The organism is Pseudomonas rubra, from assembly GCF_028656935.1.
GTDB lineage: Bacteria > Pseudomonadota > Gammaproteobacteria > Pseudomonadales > Pseudomonadaceae > Aquipseudomonas > Aquipseudomonas rubra.
The window spans coordinates 106,679-124,948 of sequence record NZ_JAMDGZ010000027.1 but is presented as its reverse complement, the minus strand read 5'-3'; the positions used below and the strand labels follow the sequence as shown (position 1 = coordinate 124,948).

Genomic DNA, 18,270 nt, shown 5'->3' with positions numbered 1-18,270 from the left:
TGCCTGTCACGACGCGGACATCACTGTCCTACGTGCCAAAGCCGATGACTTCAAGCGCCAAGGCGGATGGTCGATTCAACAAAGATGCTTTCGTTTATGACGCGACGAAAAACGAATACATCTGCCCTGGCGCTTCTCCAGTATTGAGAAAGGCATGAATATGCACTGTTATTGGCGTTCAAACTGCCAGAGCTGCGCGCTGAAAACGCAGTGCACGCCGAGCAAAAATCGTCGAGTAAGGCGCTGGGAACATGAAGCGGTGCTGGAGGAAATGCAGCGTCAGTTGAACCATGCACCGGACATGATGCGAATCCGAAAACGGACAGTTGAGCATCCCTTCGGGACGCTCAAACAGTGGATGGGCTCAACGCATTTCCTGACGCGCAAACTGGTCGGGGTAAGCGCAGAGATGAGTCTGAATGTGCTCGCCTACAACATGAAGCGGGTTATGAACATCATCGGTACAGCAGGCTTGCTGAAAGCGATGGCGGCGTAAAGCCTCGGTTTTCTCTGCTCCAGAAGGCGCTAAACCGCTCCATAACCGCTTTGGAACGTCAGTGGTGCTGATCGCGGCAAACGCTTGGGCAATCGCATCGCCCAGGAACGCTTAGTTGACGCACTCAGGATACGAAAGCGTTTTTACACACTCTGGGCCAGAAGCGGTCATTGGATCTAGGGCGCTTGCACCTCTGGTTTCGGCTTTGTCGGATCCACCGGCCCCTCGAACGATTGACGCTCACATGATCAGAAAAACGAGAAATTTAGTTAAAGAAACGAGCCCGTGGATTGAGGTTCCGACACATCAACTAAACAGCCATCCTCAGATATTCTGATTGGGAGAGCCTTCTACTTTGAGTAATTTACAAGCCGTTTCAGTCGTAGAAGCGTTTCAAAAGCTTGCACATAGCATTGACATCGAGTTTCCAGAACGCCTCGCAACGCTTATGGAAATAGCACATACGCCCTCATCAACAGCTGCACTGAGTAGTCTTGAAGACTTTTACTGGCGTGATGCCGAAGCAGCCGAGCGGAAAATCGATGAGTGGCTTAATCCTGACGATCAGCAAGGTCGAACCTTTCTACCTTTTGCGTCTACAGGCGGCGGTGAGCCCTACTGCGTGGTTCGTTTGGAAACCGGTGCTTTGGGGATTGGTCAGGTACTTCATTTTGCCCAACCATCCTCACTCGCTTATCGCGATATCTCATCATTCGTGACAATAGAATCGGAGATGATCTGGAAGTGCAGTCTGGACTGGCGCACTTGGGAGCAGCGGGTGCTAATCAAAAGGCGCACAGGTGCCATTCTGGAGTCGGGAGAACATCCAGTCGATGAACACCTGCGTTTCGGCGACCGCACCCTTCGACACCCCATAGTAATAGCGAGCCAGCGGCAGTCGTAAATGAGGCAGGGGGTTGTACAGGCGGCCGCTGGTAAGATCCTTGCCCAGCAGCGAGACTGGACACAGCGCCACGCCAAGGCCGTAGACGGCAGCTTGCAGCACCAGGTGCATGTGATCGAATTGCAGCGCCGGCCGTTGCCTTGCCTGGTTGACACCGGTCTGCTTGCACCAGGCCTGCCAATCCCCACCGCGTGTCCTGCTCAAGAGCAGGGTATGGCGCAGTACATCCGATGGCGACTGAACCGGTATCGCCTCCAGAAGAGAAGGAGCGGCGACCAGCCGCAGGTCGTCCTCGAGTAGCGCGTTCGGTTCCAGGTTGGCAGCCCAGCCCGAGCTGCCACGATGAACCACCAAATCGAAGGCTTCACGCGATTGGTCCGGGGCCATGGTGCTGGTCACGACCTCGGGCTGAATCTCCGGAAACTGCGCTATTAAATCTGGTAACCTCGGGATCAGCCAGCGCACGGCAAAGGACGGGTGCACATTGATGATCACCTTGCGCGATCAACTGCTTCGGGTCAGGGCCTGGGTCGCGTTGGCGATCTGCACCAGGCCCAGGCTGATCTGTTCGTAGTAAGTCTGGCCGGTCGGGGTGAGTACCGACTGCCGATTTCGGCGTTCGAACAGCATTACGCCCAGGTGCTCTTCGAGCAGGCGTATATGATCACACCGCCGGCGCCGACTCGCTGCCAGGGCAGGCCCAGTACCAACGCCTGGAGTTGTTCGCTGTCGAGTTCGACGTCGCAACCATTGCGAATGCCGGGCCAGTGAAACTTGCCTTGATTCAGTCGCCGCGCGGCAAGCCAGACCCCGACGCCATCGTGCACCAGCACTTTCATCCGGTTGCCCCGGCAATTGGCGAACAAATAAGCGCAGTGCGGCTTCGCCGCACCGAATACCGAGATCACTCGCGCCAAGGCGGTTTAGGTACCGGCGCGCGTGTCCATCGGCTCGCTGGCCAGCCAGATGGCATCGATGCGGATCATTGAGCGACAGCCCGAATGAGTTGCGCGCAGCCTTCAGGATCCGAGGCTGGCCATTTCACTGTGATCAACTGCCCGGCCATAGGCAATTCAATGGTCACTGACGGTTCGGCGGGGCGTTTAGGTGCAGCCTTCAGCGGGACAAATGCCGGCAACGAAGGCGTTGCGGGCTGGTTTCGATAGAGCGGCATCCACTTACGGATGACATTGGCATTGATCCCATGGCTGATGGCGACACTGGACACGGTTGCGCCAGGTTGCAGGCATTCCTGAACGACCTGAGCCTTGAATGGTTTGGGATAAGAGCTTCGTTGGCGCATGGAAATCCTGGCGATAAGGGTGATCGCGTCCGCTGAAAAATACGCGGACACCATCGCCCTTAAAGCTGGTGTTCGGAAGGTGAGTTCGCCGGACGCTTACAACAGAACCGCCGAATTGCCACGCGCTTCGACAAGCTAGCAAAAAGCTACGCAGCCACGGTCTCGCTAGCTTGTTCCATGCGGTGTCTACGACACCTTTATTCAGACAGTGCCTAGTCGCCTTGCAGCTCTAACAGGTAGCGCAGGAGCTGCTTGCGTTTGGCAGCATTGAGGCGGGAGAACGCGATAACTAGATGCGCCTCCTCCTCATCGGAGGAATAGAAATAGGTGGTAGGCAAGCCCAACTCTTCAGCCAGCCGCTCAACGAGCTCGAAATTCGGCACCCGCCTGCCGAGCTCATAGCGGTTCATCCTGACACTAGCGGATGCTGGGTCTATCCCGATATGAATTCCCAACTGCTCCTGAGAAAGACCGGAGAGCAGACGGGCAGCCTTGATGCGCTTTGACAGTGTAGACATGACGCTCGTCGCTAAAACTGAGCGTCAAATCGTCCTGCTTTCTGCGTTGCGAAATACTACCGTTTTGGTAGCATAAAAGTGCCTGATCGGCTGATCAGCACAGTCGGCTCAGGAATGGCGCCTGAGATCGCGCATGGCTTCACCCCATATCAATAGCTAGGAAGATCAATGAAAAGACTGTTCGTGACATTAGCGGTATCGGCAACTCTCTGTGGATGCGCCTTGCAAAGTTCAACGGGCTCAGTGGCAACGCAAGTCACAACAGCCATGGGGGTACCGTCAAAGGACACGGATTTAAAAGATTGGGAAAATAGCGGCCACTTGGAAGGCTACTCTGTAGAGGCAGCTGCTAGAGGCGAGCTTGTAATTAGTGGCATTCAGAGTTGGGCTTCAAAAAGCCCAACGTCTCTTCTGCTTTCAGGCTTCGGTCCAAAAGCGATTCAATCTTCCATTCATATTGTTGCATGGGTTCCTCAAAGTTTGGCTTCCACCCCAGAGAAAGCCAAGGAAATAGCAAAAAACGCCCTACTAAATAGCACATCAAAAAAATTGCCAACCGACACACGATACGATAATTACATATCAACGAAATACACAATGACAATCCCTTATGGTGAAAATGGTCCACTGCATGCCTTTGAGCAATTTAAACAACTTACACTAGAGAGTGCCCCAAAACTGATCACACCGCCTAAATTCATGGGAATTAATGAAATGGTGTACGGACCTATATTTATAGGCATCCACGGGGCCCCTAACGACACCCAAGATATAGAATACATAACAGCAATATCAAAAAACCTACCAAACTGGTACTACATTTACAGCCCAGGGATTAATGGAGAATTCCCAAAAACCATTATCCACAGGGGGAAACACTATTTATTCGTCAGCAAATAATTAAATTCCGGAGCTCTCATGGACGCTATCTTCGCATTGGCACTAGCGATAGTTTTTTCACTCCTGTATTTTATTCCCCGCAGTTTCATTGATAGAAAAATCGCCCGACAAAATGAATGGCGAAAATGGCCCGACATTCAAAAGTATCTCGAAGAAAATCCTAAATGCCGTACGGGACGAGGAGTCACATGTAAAAACTGCGGCAGCTACAACATTATCAATAGAGGACTGGAGATCCGACATGACTCAAAGCGAATTCATATTTGCCGGACTTGCAGCACAAGCCTATACAGAACTGAGTCTCACGAATAAGGATATCAATATACACAGCAACCAGAACAAACTCAGAAAATAAATTCCACACACAGAAAACATCTCAACATTAACAACATCACCCAACACTTAATTTTCAAGTTATCAGAGACACGTAAGACAGGCACTGTCACCTGAATAGCGCACCAGGTGATAGTGCTATGCCAGTGATTTCCGAATCACCATATAACAGCGCCGTCCTCCCCTACACCTCCCTCTCTTCACGAGCCCTTATTTTCAGGTACCCAGAAGGAGATTTTTCCTAGGTCACATTCGTAGCAAAAATCGCCATAAACTATCTATATCGCATTTTCGCTTGCATGCTCTATATCTCACGACGCACCTGCGAGCCATCTCCAGCCGGCCTAAATACAAGGGCTCGTATTCATCAAACGTCCATGCCCCCTATCTATGGAGCATACACAGCTCGTTGCTCCATATCATAATGCCCCGATAGTTTTATCAGCATTTTCTTTTGCATGTTCTATCTAGGGTACAGATCAATATGCTAGCTCCATATCGTACTGAGAGGGCAATAAGTCACTGGGGGAGCGCATGCAGATGTGTATGCTCTATCTATGGCGCATGCAAAGCCATCTGCGCTCCACACTCTCTGCCATTCCGCCTGTGTTCCGGGCGATTTTCTGAACACCCCCCCCCCTCTGAGCAGCCCTCTGGTCGAGCCGCTGGTTAACATCGCATCTAGATTTTTATCAAACAGTTGGACTCGTCAAAAAATATGGTTCCCCGTTTCTACAACCCCACTACCTGTATAGGGTTCATATCTATTCATCGGCCAAGGCATAGATGGCAAGGTCGAGCTACTCACCCTACGCACAAGAAAATTCTAGCAATTAGTGTTCAAGACAGAATGAGTAGATAAAGACATGAGAAACCAAGTGGACTTGCACTCCCCCAAACATCTGGGATCATTACATAACCAATTCAATAGCCCGAGGTAACCCAATATGTATTGGCGCACACTGATTTCCTGCTCTCCGGCCGCGCTCATCATCTCGCTTGCAACAAGACTCATCGTCACTACCTCCCCGGAGAAGTCATTTGCCTGCGAACACGAAGTTGAAGCAGCCACCCTGAAGGTGATTTTGTTAACCATTTTTCACCTCGCCCCATATTCCTGGATCAGTGGGATGCTCAGATCGTTTCGCGTTACCCCCACTGCGGCACACCTATCGGCACTGCTTTCAGCTCTCAAAGCCCCTCTTGGCCTATGGATAGTGCTTTGCCTGTCTCTCGGCTGGTGGCTCTGGCCGAAATTGAGCTGTTGAGCAAAGGCACTTCGCCCGTCAGTGTCCCGCGAGAGGGGTCGAACTGATCACTAGGGGCGTCCAGTGAGCCGCAGAATCGTCTGTGCAGGTTAACAAGAGGGTTCTGAATGAAAAATACAACTCAAACTGCACCCGGAGCATGGTTCAGACAGGAGCTGCTAGTGCCAATATTTGGAATTAGTACTGAGGCGGCCAGAAAATATCGGACCGCCGGTCTATGGCTAGAAGGAACGCACTGGCGGCGAGACCCTGCAAATAGAATTGTTTATAACAAAAGGTCCATCGAGAACTGGATGGAGGGAAGATTTGAATAAGAAATTACCTGCAGGAATTGAGCTCAATGGTAAGCGGCTGCGAATTTCGTTCATGTTTAATGGTCAACGCTGCCGCGAACCACTGAAAAACATCACTAAAGTTGATAGTAAATCCATCGCATATGCCGAAAATAAACGCCGTACAATCCTAACAGAAATCCGTGAGGGCCGATTCGATTACGCAGCACATTTCCCTGAGTCTACTCTAGCCGCTGCTCTATCAGGCATTGACGTGAAAACTACAAAAAGCTCGGTTCAAGAAGGCATTAATTCTTGGTTAGAAATCCAACAAGTAAAACGAGCAAAATCCACCTACATAAACTATGTCAGCAAGGCCAAGCATGTCTCTAAGAAATTCGGAAAACGACGAATTGCTGACGTCGGAAAAAGAGATCTGGAGCTTTTTCAAGCCATGCTTCTGCGCGACGGACTTTCCTCGAAAACAGTGAATGACATATTCACCATTATCAGAGGTGTTTGGACTGAAGCATTTGAAGATGAAATTATAAAGACCAATCCTACAGCTCGCATTAGAAATATTGAGCGTGATGATGAGATAGAGTTTGCCGATCCATTTACGCGAGAAGAACTTAACGTAATCGCTAATAGTGATCCATCTCGAGCACAAGACGTCCGAATGATTCTGTTCAACTGCTGGGTTGGTCTATCAGTGTCCGAACTCGTCGCCCTGGCAAAGGAAGATGTAGATCTAGAAAATGGCGGTATCCATGTGAGACGGGCGAAGGTCTCCGGCGAATTCAAGGTGCCAAAAGAGCGTTCACGTGTCCGCTTTGTCGAGCTGATCAGTCCCGCATACGAGCTGCTCCAGCAAATCCTCGTGGAGCTCGAAGGAGCTTCGCCTGAGGACATTGAAGTGACCCAACGTGATGCAATCACGACAAGGCAAGAAAAGATTACGCTGCTGTTTCGTAACTCCATCAGCCAACATCCATGGAATGGACGAACCCTTAGTGCATGGTTCACTCGCCATCTAAAGCTTTCCAAAGTACGCCACAGAGGCGCGAACCAGTGCCGCCATACGTTCGCCAGCCAGACCCTTTCGAGCTACGTACCGATCGAATGGGTTGCTCGACAGCTGGGCCACAGCGACACAACGATGGTGAAGAAACACTACGGCCGCTGGCTGAAGGACGACACCAAGAGCATGGCAGCGACCGTCTCCCAGATGATGGGGTTCAAGACGGAATAGGGCGGCCTACATCGGGCTGGAAGACGAAGGTTTTGTCCAAAATTTGTCCTAAACGCTAACCACAAAAACACGAAGCCCCTGATTTCTTCTTAGAAATCAGGGGCTTCGTGCTTAACATGTCTGGCGGAGAGATAGGGATTTGAACCCTAGGTACTGTTGCCAGTACAACGGATTTCGAATCCGTCCCGTTCGGCCACTCCGGCATCTCTCCAGTGGCGCGCATGATACCAGCAGTTTGCCCAAAGGCAAAGCCTGTTTGCGAAAAAAATTCGCGTGGTATCAGGCGCTTGCGTGAACTTGCCGGTTACAGCGGCACGCCCAGGCGTTTGGCGACTTCTTCGTAGGCTTCAATAACGTCGCCCAGGCCCTGACGGAAGCGGTCCTTGTCCATCTTCTTGCGGGTCTCTTTGTCCCACAGGCGGCAGCCGTCCGGGCTGAACTCGTCACCCAGGACGATCTCGCCGTGGAATACGCCGAACTCCAGCTTGAAGTCGACCAGCAGCAGGCCTGCGTCGTCGAACAGCTTGTTGAGCACGTCGTTGACCTTGAGCGACAGCGCTTTCATTTTGGCCAGTTGCTCAGCGGTACCCCAACCGAATGCCACGACATGGGATTCGTTGATGAACGGGTCGCCCTTGGCGTCGTCTTTGAGGAACAGCTCGAAGGTGTGCGGGTTGAGCTTCATGCCCTCTTCAACACCCAGGCGCTTGACCAGGCTGCCGGCGGCGTAGTTACGCACGACGCATTCAACCGGGATCATGTCGAGCTTCTTGACCAGGCACTCGTTGTCGCCCAGCAGCTTGTCGAACTGGGTCGGGATGCCGGCTTCTTCAAGCTTTTGCATGATGAAGGCGTTGAACTTGTTGTTCACCATGCCCTTGCGGTCGAGTTGTTCGATACGCTTGCCGTCGAACGCCGAGGTGTCGTTGCGAAACAGCAGGATCAAGCGGTCAGCGTCGTCGGTCTTGTAAACCGACTTGGCTTTGCCGCGGTAGAGTTCTTCACGTTTTTCCATGATGGGCTCCGCTTGCTAAATGAGATGGGCTAGGCGATTTCACGCCAGTCGAGCCCGGAATCCTGATTCGCCACTTGCAGCCAGTCCGAATCGCAGCCGAGGGTATCGACGAAGCATTGCCGGGCCAGCTGTGGCTGGTTGTTCTTGCTGCTGAGATGGGCCAGCACCAGGTGTTGCAGGTTCTGCCAGTCCAGCTCCGACACCAGGCGCGCGGCCTGATGGTTGTTCAAATGTCCGTAGTCGCCACCGACCCGCTGCTTGAGAAACATCGGGTAAGGCCCGCGCCCGAGCAGGTCGCGACAATGGTTGGCCTCGATCAGCAGAGCGTCCAGGCCCTGGTAGCTGCTAAGCAGGGCCGCATCGTACGAGCCAAGGTCAGTCAGCACGCCAAAGCGCCGGCTGCCATCGTCAAACACATACTGCAGTGGCTCCAGCGCGTCGTGGCTGACGCCGACGGCGGTGACACTCAAGTCGCCCAACTGCAAGGTGTCGTTGGCGGCCAGAAAGCCTGCGGCCTCGACCGGCTTGCGCAGGCCGCGCAAGGTGCCGCGGCTGAGGTAGACCGGTACATTGTAGCGCCGCGACAGCAACCCGACCCCATGCACGTGGTCGGCATGTTCGTGGGTGACCAGCACCGCGCTCAATTGCGCCGCACTAACGCCGAGCAGCGCCAGGCGCCGCTCGGTTTCACGCAGGGAAAAGCCGCAGTCGACCAGAAGCAAGGTCTTGCCACTGGCGATCAGCGTGCCATTTCCCTGGCTTCCACTTCCAAGTACGGCGAAGCGCACTTAACCCAGGTTGTCCTGAATCACGCTCAGCACGCGGCGGGCGACATCTGCCGGGGCCACGGTGTTGATGTTCTTCTCGACGGTCACCTGGACGCTGTCGCCCACCTTGCTCAGGCGAACCTGATAACGCTCGGCACGGGCTTCAAGCTCTTCCTTGCTCGGCGCGCTGCCAAACAGGCGGCTGAAGAAGCCTGGCTGTTCCTTGGTTTCGGCTTTCTCGGCCAGGTTGATGTAGTACAGGCCCAGGCTGCGGTTGATGTCCTCAACGCGCCACTCACCCTGCTCCAGGGCACGGCCAACGCTGGACCAGGCGCGATCAAGGTCGGCGCCCAGGTTCAGCACCGGGTTGCCGCTGCCGTCTTCGCTCAGGCTGACGCGGCTCGGGGCGTCGAAATCGCGGGCGGCGAGCAACGACACCGAACCGCCCTTCTCGGCGCTGCGGGTCATGCTGGCGAGCATTTCGTCGACCAGGATGGCGTCGACACCGGTGTTGGCCGAACGCGCCGGGAAGTCCTGCTCGGCAGTGCTGCCGGCCGGGCGTTCAACGGTGACGATATAGACTTCACTGGTGTTGCGCTGCACGCCCGGCTCAATGCGGATGCGGGCGCGGACTTCGTTGTCGCTGCTGCTCGAGGCACTGCCCAGGCGCTTGGCCATGGACGCCGAAAGCTCGTCGAAACGCTGCCAGGTGGTATTGAACTCGCCGGTTTGCGGACGCTCTTCGGCAATCCGGAAGCCATTGTCTTCGAAGAACTGCCGGGCCACCGGCCAGACTTCGGCGGGCGAACGCTGGGCCAGGACCCAACGCGAGCTGCCGCTCTTCTGCAGGCTGAAATCGCTGATGTCGGCAGCGCTGTTCAATGGCAGCGGACGCGGCACCTCGAACTCGCCCTTGACGTTGTCGTCGGCGACATTGCGCGGGATCGGCAGCAGCGGATCGAGCCGCTTGGCGCTGCTGATGTCCGGTGGCAGCTGCATCGGCGGCTTCTGGGTGGCCTCCAGATAATCGCTGCCGCGGTCACGGAAGTAACCCTCTTCACCCCAGAGCCAGCCACAACCGCTGGTGCTGGAGATGATCAAGGCAAGGGCGGAAAGACCAGCCAATCGCTTCATGCGGTGTACGTCCTCAATTAAAACTTCAGGCCGCACTGGCGCATCGCCTGGCGTACCGTATCGTGACAGGATTCGCTCAGCCAGGTCAGTGGCAGGCGGATGCCCTTGTGCATCAGGCCCATTTCGACCAAAGCCCACTTCACCGGAATCGGGTTGGCTTCGATGAACAGGTTCTTGTGCAGGGGCATGAGTTGTTCGTTGATCGCGCGAGCCTTCTCGGCATTGCCCGCAAGGGCGGCTTCGCACAGATCAGCCATTTCGCGCGGGGCGACGTTGGCGGTAACGGAGATGTTGCCTTTGCCGCCCATCAGGATCAGTTCGACAGCGGTCGGATCATCGCCGGACAGTACGATGAAGTCCTTGCTCACGCCGTCAAGGATGGCCTTGGCGCGCGCCAGATCGCCGGTGGCTTCCTTGATGCCGATGATGTTCGGCACGGTTGACAGTCGGATCACGGTCTCGGCCTGCATGTCGCAGGAGGTGCGGCCAGGGACGTTGTAAAGGATCTGCGGGATGTCGACGGCTTCGGCAATGTGCTTGAAGTGCTGGTACAGGCCTTCCTGGGTCGGCTTGTTGTAATACGGCACCACCAGCAGGCAGGCATCGGCGCCGGCATTCTTGGCATTCTGGGTCAGGTGCACGGCTTCGGCAGTGGAGTTGGCCCCGGTGCCGGCGATCACCGGCACGCGGTGCTTGCTGCGCTTGACGCGCTCGACCACGTGCTTGATCACCAGGATGTGCTCTTCGACGTCCAGCGTGGCGGACTCGCCAGTGGTGCCGACGGCAACGATCGCATGGGTGCCGTTTTCCAGGTGCAGGTCTACAAGCTTGTCGAGGCTGACCCAATCAAGACGCCCTTGTGCATCCATGGGTGTGACCAATGCCACCATACTGCCCGCAATCATGAAACTGCTCCTGCCGGAAAAAGAGAGCGGTAATGGTACTGGCGCCATCGGCCTTGCACAAGCGAAGCAGGCGGGCGGAGCATTCCCCTCGGCGGCCATTTTCGCTACCCTTCTGTCTTTGATCGGTACATAGTGGCCCGCCGGGCTGCCGACAATGTGCAAAGCCTGCGCCCCAAGGCTCGATCCTGAGCCCCGGGCGCCTGCCTACCGGCCTTTTTTGCCACGCCAGGTACCGACCGCTCATCGCTTTAGGAATGCTGCATGTCCACCCCCACCGTTCGCGAACAATTCCTTGTCATCAGCGCCCTGGGTGCCAACCCGATGGAGCTGACCAACATCCTGTGCCGCGCCAGCAACGACAATCGCTGCTCGGTCGTCACCTCGCGCCTGACCCGCCATGGCGAGTGCAGTGCCCTGGTGCTGCAGGTCACTGGCAGCTGGGATGCCCTGGCGCGCTTTGAAGGCGCCCTGCCGGGCCTGGCCAAGAAGCACACCTTCACCGTCAACGTGGTGCGTAGCGCCGAGCTTGAGGTGCGCCCGCTGTCGCTGCCGTACGTGGCCTATGTCAGCGCCGCCTATCGCCCGGACATCATCAACGAGCTGTGCCAGTTCTTCATCGACCACAATGTGGAGCTTGAAAACCTGACCTGCGACACCTATCAGGCACCGCAGACCGGCGGCACCATGCTCAACGCCACTTTTACCGTGACCCTGCCGGCCGGCACCCAGATCAGCTGGCTGCGTGACCAGTTCCTGGACTTCTCCGATGCGCTCAACCTGGATGCGCTGATCGAACCGTGGCGCCCACAGAACCCGATGTAAGGAAGCTTTCATGGCCGTTGAACTCGACCAACCCGTCGCCGATTTCCAGGCACTGGCCACCAGCGGCCAGACCATCAGCCTGTCTGAGCTCAAGGGCAAGCAGGTGGTGCTGTACTTCTACCCCAAGGACAGCACCCCCGGCTGCACCACTGAAGGCCAGGGTTTCCGTGACCAGCATGTAGCCTTCGCAGCGGCCAACACCCTGGTGTTCGGGGTTTCGCGCGATGGCATCAAGTCCCACGAGAACTTCAAGGCCAAGCAGGCCTTCCCCTTCGAGCTGATCAGCGACAAGGACGAGGTGCTGTGCCAGCTGTTCGACGTGATCAAGCTGAAGAAGCTCTACGGCAAGGAATACCTGGGCGTGGACCGTAGCACCTTCCTGATCGACAAGGATGGCGTGCTGCGCAAGGCCTGGCGCGGGGTCAAGGTGCCCGGGCATGTGGAGGCCGTATTGGCGCAGGCGCAGGCACTGAGCAAGGCCTGATACCGCAATCGCGGGGCAAGTCGGGTCGCCGCATCGCCGCTCCCACAGGATTGATGCAAAACACTGTGGGAGCCGGCTTGCCCCGCGATGCTTTCAGAGCAGCGGCGCCACCATCGGTTCGCGCCGCGGCCAGGCATCCAGCACGGCCTTGAACAAGGTCGCCAGCGGGATCGCGAAGAAGATTCCCCAGAAGCCCCACAGCCCGCCGAACAGCAAGACCGCGCAGATGATCGCCACCGGGTGCAGGCTCACCGCCTCGGAGAACAGCAACGGCACCAGTACGTTGCCATCCAGGGCCTGGATGATCGCGTACACCGCCATCAGGTAGATGAACTGGTCACCCCAGCCCCACTGGAACAGCGCGATCAGGGTCACCGGCACAGTCACCACCACCGCGCCAACGTAAGGCACCACCACCGACAGGCCGACCAGCAGCGCCAGCAGCGCCGCGTAGTTGAGCCCCAGGCTGATGAAGGCGATGTACGTGGCCACGCCACAGATCAGGATCTCGATGCCCTTGCCACGGATGTAGTTGGCAATCTGGCGGTTCATTTCTTCGGCCACCCGGGTCATCAGCGCCCGTTCCTTGGGCAGGTAGCCACTGACCCAGTCGGCGATCTGCTCGCGGTCCTTGAGAAAGAAGAACACCAGGATCGGCACCAGCACCAGGTAGATCATGATATTGACCAACAGTGGCAGGCTCGACAACGAGAAGGTCAGCGCCCACTGGCCAAACTTGCCGATCTCGCCGCGCATCACCTCGATGGCTTGCAGCACCTGCTCGTCAGAGACCAGGTGCGGATAGCGCTCGGGTAGCAGCAACAATAGCGACTGCCACTTGCCGAGCATGCCCGGCAATTCGTTGAACAGGGTGATCAATTGATGCCAGAGCAACGGCACCAGCACCAGCAGAAACGCCGCCAGGGAGCCCATGAACAGCATGAACACCAGCCCGACCGCGTAGCGCGTGGGCACCCGCAGGCGCTCCAGGGCGTTGACCAGGCCCTGCATCAAAAACGCCAGGACCATCCCCGCCAGCACTGGCGCCAGCATGCCGCCCAGGGTCAGGACAGCGGTGAACGCCAGAAACAGCAAGACCGCCAACACCACTGCTTCTTCATCGGAGAAGTAGCGCTGCATCCAGTCGCGAAGCACCTTGAACATTGACGATCCTTTAACAGAGAAAACTCAGGCTTTCTTCAACCAGTAACGGTACACACCGGCCTCGGCCTCTTCGCGCAGCAGGGTATGACCGGCCAATCGGGCAAAAGTGCGAAAGTCACGCTGGGAACCGGCATCGGTGGCAATTACCTTGAGCACTGCGCCACTGTCCAGGCGATTGAGTTCCATCTTCGCCTTGAGCAACGGCAACGGGCAGTTCAGCCCGCTGGCGTCGAGTTCGGCGTCATGGGTCGGGATAGCGCTCATGGGGTTCTCCAGGCAGAAATACGGGCACAAGTAGCATTTTGCACAAGCCCGGTAGGATACCGCCACTGGTCGCCAACGTGCGAGCGGGCTACAGTAAGGTTCTTTGTCGATCAGAGCTTCGTGCATGAATTTTCTGCGCCCTACCCTGCTGACGCTGGCCTGTTTGTTGGCGCTTCCAAGCCATGCCGACGACCTGCCGTCACTGGGCGACGCCAGTTCTGCCATTGTCTCTCCACAGCAGGAACACCAGCTGGGCCGCGCCTGGCTCAGCCTGCTGCGGGGCAATGTCAATCAACTGAACGATCCCCAGCTCAAGGATTACGTTGAAACCAGCGTTTATCGCCTGGCCGAAACCAGCCAGCTGCAGGACCGGCGCCTGGAGTTCATCCTCATCGACAGCCGTGAACTCAACGCCTTCGCCGCCCCTGGCGGGATCGTCGGGGTCAACGGCGGATTGTTCCTCAATGCCAAGACTGAAGGCGAATATGCCTCGGTGCTGGCCCACGAACTGGCGCACTTGTCCCAGCGCCACTTCGCCCGTGGCGTCGAGGCCCAGCAACGCATGCAACTGCCGATGATGGGCGCGCTGCTGATCGGTATCGTCGCTGCCGCTGCAGGCGCCGGTGATGCCGGTATTGCCGCGATTGCCGGCACCCAGGCCGCAGCGATCCAGGAGCAACGACGCTTCTCCCGGCAGAACGAACAGGAAGCCGACCGCATCGGCATCCTTAACCTGGAAAAGGCCGGTTACGATCCGCGCAACATGCCGAGCATGTTCGAACGCCTGATGCGCCAGTACCGCTACGATGCCAAGCCGCCGGAATTTCTTCTGACTCACCCGGTCACCGAATCGCGCATCGCCGACACCCGCAACCGCGCAGAGCAGGCGCCCAAGGGTGGCACCGAAGACAGCAAGCGCTATCAACTGATTCGCGCACGGGTGGCGCTGATCTACGAAGGCACCCCAGGGCTTGCCGCCAAGCGCTTCCAGGCGCAGCTCGACGAGAACCCGCAGTTGGACGACGCCCGTTATGGCCTGGCCCTGGCGCAGATCAAGGGCGGCCGCCTGAACGAGGCACGCGAGAACCTCAAGCCGCTGCTGGCCAAGGCACCCAACGACATCACCTACAACCTGGCGCAGATCGACCTGGACACCACCAACAACCGCCTGGCCGATGCCCAGCAGCGCGTCGAACGGATGCGCAGCCTGTACCCGGCCAACTACCCGTTGCAACAGGCGCGCATCGACCTGCTGCTCAAGCAGAACCGCCCTGCCGAGGCTGAAAAGGCACTGGATGCGCTGCTCAAGAACCGTCCGTACGACCCGGATGTCTGGTACGACGTGGCGGAAGTGCGTGGTTTGTCGGGCAATACCATCGGCTTGCACCAGGCCCGCGCCGAGTACTTTGCCCTGGTCGGCGACTTTGACCAGGCCTTGCAGCAGCTTGACTACGCCAAGCAGCGAGCGGGCAACAACTTTGTCCTGGCGTCGAAGATCGATGCCCGCCAGCGTGAGCTGATGGAGCAGCAGCGAATGGTCAAGGACATGATGCGCTAAAAGCATCGCGGGGCAAGCCCGCCCCCACAGAGGCCTGTGTACACCAGATGTGGGAGCTGGCTTGCCAGCGATGGGGCCCTCAAGCGTTACCGGACAACTTCATCCGCGCCGCCTGGGTAAAGTCGAGCATTCGCTTGAGCGGCTTGATCGCCTGGGGGATCAATGCCGGCTCGACGAAGATCTCGTTGGTGCCTTCACGCAGGCACTGCAAGGTGCGCTCCAGGGTGTTCATCGCCATCCACGGGCAATGCGCGCAACTGCGGCAGGCCGCGCCGTTACCGGCGGTGGGTGCCTCGATGAAGATCTTGTCGGGGCACAGCTGCTGCATCTTGTAGAAGATGCCGCGGTCGGTGGCGACGATGAAGGTCTTGTTCGGCAGGGTTTGCGCTGCGGCAATCAGCTGGCTGGTGGAACCTACCGCATCGGCCAGGTCGATCACCGCCTCGGGCGATTCGGGGTGCACCAGGATCGCGGCATCCGGGTACAAGGCCTTCATGTCGGCCAACTGACGCGACTTGAACTCTTCGTGAACGATGCAGGCACCGTCCCACAGCAGCATGTCGGCGCCGGTCTGCTTCTGGATGTAACGGCCCAGGTGCTGGTCCGGCCCCCAGATGATGGTCTCGCCGTTGTCCATCAGGCTTTCGACGATTTCCAGCGCGCAGCTGGAGGTCACCACCCAGTCGGCCCGGGCCTTGACCGCTGCCGAGGTGTTGGCATACACCACCACGGTACGTTCCGGGTGCTTGTCACAGAAGGCCGAGAACTCTTCGACCGGGCAGCCGAGATCAAGCGAACAGGTCGCCTCGAGGGTTGGCATCAGCACACGCTTTTGCGGAGTGAGTATCTTGGCCGTCTCGCCCATGAAGCGCACACCGGCCACCAGCACGGTCGTGGCCGCGTGATTCTTGCCAAAGCGGGCCATTTCCAGCGAGTCGGACACACAGCCACCGGTTTCTTCGGCCAGGGCCTGAATCACCGGATCGCAATAGTAGTGGGCAACCAGCACGGCATTTTGCGCCTTGAGCTCGGCGGCAATGGCAGCGCGGTAGTCGGCTTCTTGCTCGGGCGTCAGCGGCTTGGGCTGCTTGGCGTCGAGGTGAGCCTGGACGAGAAGGCGTTCGGAAATCTGGGTCATGATCGCTGGACCTGCAGGCGCTTGAGCGCGTAAGTCGAGTGTATCACCGAGCCCTGGCAAATCGGCTACAGGCTCCGCAGGCAGGGCCAGGCAGCCTTGCGTACAGAACCACGGACCAGCTGCGGCCTCGGGTTTTTATAGGATGCCGAAGGCTACAGATAATCGGATGAATTCAAAAGGTTTTTTTAGTGAAACAAGCCCGGGGCGGGCGCCCCGGGCCTGAACATCAACCGCCGGTCGCCTGCAAGGCGCTGGCATTGGCCATGATCACGCTGGCGAACTGCTCGACGGTCATCTTCTGGCCGTTGAAGTCGACCATGCCATCGGCATAGCGCAGCGTGGTGACAATGTCGTTGCCCTCGACCTTGGCCATCTGGCTTTGCACTGCCATCATGCTGACCATTTCCCCGGCCTGGGCCGCTTGCTGGGAGACGATGCTGGCATCGGTCTGGCCCTCGAACTGCGCCTGCAGGGTCGCCAGGTCACCGATCATCGGCTTGGACAACGACAGCTTGCTCTGCAGCTGGGTGATCAGCTGCTTGTACAGCTCCTGCGGTGGCAGGTCCAGGGATGCCGGGTTGGCCAGGTCAACGCTGAGACTGAAGCGGCTTTCACCGTTGGCAGTCTTGAACGACAGGTTTTCCAGGGCGATCTGCGGCTTGGCCGCCAGCAGACGCTGGACATCGCTGCGTACCTTGGCTTTCTCGGCGTCGTTCATCGCCAGCTCCGGCATGCCCGCACCCTCTGCCGCCGCTTGCTGGAACTCTGGCAGACGGCTCTGGTACCAGGCAATCAGCGCCTGCATGGCCGGAATGTCGAGGCTCTTCAGGCTCCAGACCATTTCGGCGGCACCGATCGGTTTGCCGTCGTAGTTGATGTCGGCAACCTTGTACTCCATGCGCGCCGAGAGCTTGTCACCGTCGTTCTTGTACTCGTTGTTCTGCGCCAGCCCCTTGAGCGTGAGGACCTTCTGCTCGTCACCGAAAGTCGCGACGTTGTCAGCCAGGGCTACGTCCATCTTGCCAACATAGAAGCCGAACGGCGTCTTGGTCATGTCGCCGGTCAGGCTCAGGCCCTTGATCTCGACTTTCAGCGGCGCACGGTCTGCAGCCGAAAGGTTCAGGGTCAGGCCCGCCGATTGCCCAGTGAGCTGAACCCGCTCGGCACCCTCGCTGGCATGACCGATGACTTCCAGCCCGGAGAACTTCAGCGACGAACCCGCCTCGCTCCACTCCAGCGGCGCTACCTGGAAAGCGCTGTCCATCGAGCGGTCATACCCATAGGCGACCTGGCCCTGCAGCGGTGAAACGTCCTTGGTCAGGGCAAACCAGTCGGCGGTGGCGGCGTCTTTTTCAAGGGTGTAGTGGCTGGCTGCCATGACCGGCATCAGCTTAAGTGCCTTGACCCGCGACAGCGGCAGCGGGCCGTGCTCAATCTGGTCGACGAAGGTCAGGTCGAAGCTTTTACGCTCTTCGCCAACCTGCAGGTTCTGCACCTTGAGGCGGTACTTGGCAGTACTGCTGAACAGATGGGTGTCCAGCGACACCAGCTCCAGCACCATGCTGCTGTCCATGCCCAGCAGCGCCTGCTTGGTCTGGGCATTGGACTCGGCGAGGGTGGTTTCCAGCACGCCAGGCAGTTGCTTGCCGGTGTACCAGGCACCCGCCGTGCACACCGCTGCCACTGCTACCACGAGCCCGACTACGCCTGTAGATTTCTTCATGAACTGTTTCGCTTCCATTTGTAGAGAGTTGTTGCTTTGGCTAAGCCTTG

17 protein-coding genes, 1 tRNA gene and 3 pseudogenes are annotated in these 18,270 nt (G+C 57.6%); 8 read left to right on the top strand and 13 right to left on the bottom strand.

Annotated elements, in window-relative coordinates; all coding sequences use genetic code 11:
* Window positions 1-496 (top strand): annotated as a pseudogene (locus M5G17_RS14075) (transposase); the annotation flags it as partial.
* Window positions 497-1,277: 781 nt separating this feature from the next.
* Here the strand turns inward: M5G17_RS14075 and M5G17_RS14070 are convergent.
* The 3 genes and pseudogenes from M5G17_RS14070 to tnpA all read right to left on the bottom strand — a co-directional run.
* A pseudogene (locus M5G17_RS14070) lies at window positions 1,278-2,063 on the bottom strand (LysR substrate-binding domain-containing protein); the annotation flags it as partial.
* Window positions 2,030-2,308 carry an IS66 family insertion sequence element accessory protein TnpB gene (gene tnpB, locus M5G17_RS14065; RefSeq protein WP_273893507.1) on the bottom strand — a complete coding sequence of 93 codons (279 nt, stop codon included), beginning with the start codon at window positions 2,306-2,308 and terminating at the stop codon, window positions 2,030-2,032. The gene tnpB and the pseudogene M5G17_RS14070, both read right to left, overlap by 34 nt.
* Window positions 2,309-2,382: 74 nt before the next feature.
* The gene (gene tnpA, locus M5G17_RS14060) at window positions 2,383-2,703 is read right to left on the bottom strand and encodes an IS66-like element accessory protein TnpA (protein ID WP_273893505.1); all 321 of its coding nucleotides are present in this window, start codon (window positions 2,701-2,703) and stop codon (window positions 2,383-2,385) included.
* A 90-nt stretch (window positions 2,704-2,793) separates the two neighbouring features.
* Between tnpA and M5G17_RS14055 the strand changes: the two are divergent.
* A pseudogene (locus M5G17_RS14055) lies at window positions 2,794-2,919 on the top strand (IS5/IS1182 family transposase); the annotation flags it as partial.
* On the opposite strand, the gene M5G17_RS14050 reads toward M5G17_RS14055, so the two are convergent.
* Window positions 2,916-3,221 carry a helix-turn-helix domain-containing protein gene (locus M5G17_RS14050; protein WP_273893504.1) on the bottom strand — a complete coding sequence of 102 codons (306 nt, stop codon included), beginning with the start codon at window positions 3,219-3,221 and terminating at the stop codon, window positions 2,916-2,918. The pseudogene M5G17_RS14055 and the gene M5G17_RS14050 overlap by 4 nt on opposite strands.
* A gap of 168 nt (window positions 3,222-3,389) precedes the next feature.
* Here M5G17_RS14050 and M5G17_RS14045 point away from each other — a divergent pair, with 168 nt between their 5' ends.
* The 3 genes from M5G17_RS14045 to M5G17_RS14035 all read left to right on the top strand — a co-directional run bounded on the left by M5G17_RS14045 (window position 3,390) and on the right by M5G17_RS14035 (window position 7,246).
* Window positions 3,390-4,121 carry a hypothetical protein gene (locus M5G17_RS14045; RefSeq protein ID WP_273893503.1) on the top strand — a complete coding sequence of 244 codons (732 nt, stop codon included), beginning with the start codon at window positions 3,390-3,392 and terminating at the stop codon, window positions 4,119-4,121.
* Between the two features lie 1,708 nt (window positions 4,122-5,829).
* Window positions 5,830-6,036, top strand: a complete 207-nt coding sequence (locus M5G17_RS14040) for an excisionase family protein (RefSeq protein WP_273893502.1) — start codon at window positions 5,830-5,832, stop codon at window positions 6,034-6,036.
* Complete coding sequence (locus tag M5G17_RS14035) at window positions 6,029-7,246, top strand: Arm DNA-binding domain-containing protein (RefSeq protein ID WP_273893501.1); 1,218 nt, start codon at window positions 6,029-6,031, stop codon at window positions 7,244-7,246. The genes M5G17_RS14040 and M5G17_RS14035 overlap by 8 nt, the downstream gene beginning before the upstream one ends.
* 121 nt (window positions 7,247-7,367) lie before the next feature.
* Here M5G17_RS14035 and M5G17_RS14030 read toward each other — a convergent pair.
* From M5G17_RS14030 to dapA, 5 genes are all read right to left on the bottom strand, one after another.
* Window positions 7,368-7,457: transfer RNA gene (locus tag M5G17_RS14030), tRNA-Ser, on the bottom strand.
* Between the two features lie 93 nt (window positions 7,458-7,550).
* Window positions 7,551-8,261, bottom strand: a complete 711-nt coding sequence (gene purC / locus M5G17_RS14025; RefSeq protein WP_273893500.1) for a phosphoribosylaminoimidazolesuccinocarboxamide synthase — start codon at window positions 8,259-8,261, stop codon at window positions 7,551-7,553.
* Window positions 8,262-8,290: 29 nt separating this feature from the next.
* Window positions 8,291-9,049 carry an MBL fold metallo-hydrolase gene (locus M5G17_RS14020; RefSeq protein WP_273893499.1) on the bottom strand — a complete coding sequence of 253 codons (759 nt, stop codon included), beginning with the start codon at window positions 9,047-9,049 and terminating at the stop codon, window positions 8,291-8,293.
* Entirely contained in the window at window positions 9,050-10,162 is a 1,113-nt protein-coding gene (gene bamC / locus M5G17_RS14015) for an outer membrane protein assembly factor BamC (RefSeq protein ID WP_273893498.1), read from the bottom strand. It abuts the gene before it with no gap.
* 17 nt (window positions 10,163-10,179) lie between these two features.
* Complete coding sequence (gene dapA, locus M5G17_RS14010; protein WP_273893497.1) at window positions 10,180-11,067, bottom strand: 4-hydroxy-tetrahydrodipicolinate synthase; 888 nt, start codon at window positions 11,065-11,067, stop codon at window positions 10,180-10,182.
* Between the two features lie 261 nt (window positions 11,068-11,328).
* On the opposite strand from dapA, the gene M5G17_RS14005 reads away from it, so the two are divergent.
* On the top strand, window positions 11,329-11,889 hold the full coding sequence (locus M5G17_RS14005) for a glycine cleavage system transcriptional repressor (protein ID WP_273893496.1): 561 nt from the start codon (window positions 11,329-11,331) through the stop codon (window positions 11,887-11,889).
* A gap of 10 nt (window positions 11,890-11,899) precedes the next feature.
* Window positions 11,900-12,373, top strand: coding sequence for a peroxiredoxin (locus M5G17_RS14000; protein WP_273893495.1), 474 nt, complete (start codon window positions 11,900-11,902; stop codon window positions 12,371-12,373).
* Window positions 12,374-12,466: 93 nt separating this feature from the next.
* On the opposite strand, the gene M5G17_RS13995 is transcribed toward M5G17_RS14000, so the two are convergent.
* Both M5G17_RS13995 and M5G17_RS13990 read right to left on the bottom strand, forming a co-directional pair.
* Window positions 12,467-13,537: an AI-2E family transporter gene (locus M5G17_RS13995; protein WP_273893494.1), complete on the bottom strand. Its 1,071-nt coding sequence runs from the start codon at window positions 13,535-13,537 to the stop codon at window positions 12,467-12,469.
* A gap of 24 nt (window positions 13,538-13,561) precedes the next feature.
* Entirely contained in the window at window positions 13,562-13,801 is a 240-nt protein-coding gene (locus tag M5G17_RS13990; RefSeq protein ID WP_130263557.1) for a sulfurtransferase TusA family protein, read from the bottom strand.
* 124 nt (window positions 13,802-13,925) lie between these two features.
* Here M5G17_RS13990 and M5G17_RS13985 point away from each other — a divergent pair, with 124 nt between their 5' ends.
* Window positions 13,926-15,359: a M48 family metalloprotease gene (locus M5G17_RS13985; protein ID WP_273893493.1), complete on the top strand. Its 1,434-nt coding sequence runs from the start codon at window positions 13,926-13,928 to the stop codon at window positions 15,357-15,359.
* A gap of 79 nt (window positions 15,360-15,438) precedes the next feature.
* Here M5G17_RS13985 and nadA read toward each other — a convergent pair whose 3' ends face one another.
* Together nadA and M5G17_RS13975 are read right to left on the bottom strand one after the other, a co-directional pair.
* A complete protein-coding gene (gene nadA / locus M5G17_RS13980) occupies window positions 15,439-16,497 on the bottom strand; it encodes a quinolinate synthase NadA (RefSeq protein WP_273893492.1) in 1,059 nt (352 codons plus the stop codon).
* Window positions 16,498-16,723: 226 nt separating this feature from the next.
* The gene (locus tag M5G17_RS13975; protein WP_273893491.1) at window positions 16,724-18,220 is read right to left on the bottom strand and encodes a YdgA family protein; all 1,497 of its coding nucleotides are present in this window, start codon (window positions 18,218-18,220) and stop codon (window positions 16,724-16,726) included.
* Window positions 18,221-18,270 lie beyond the last annotated feature (50 nt).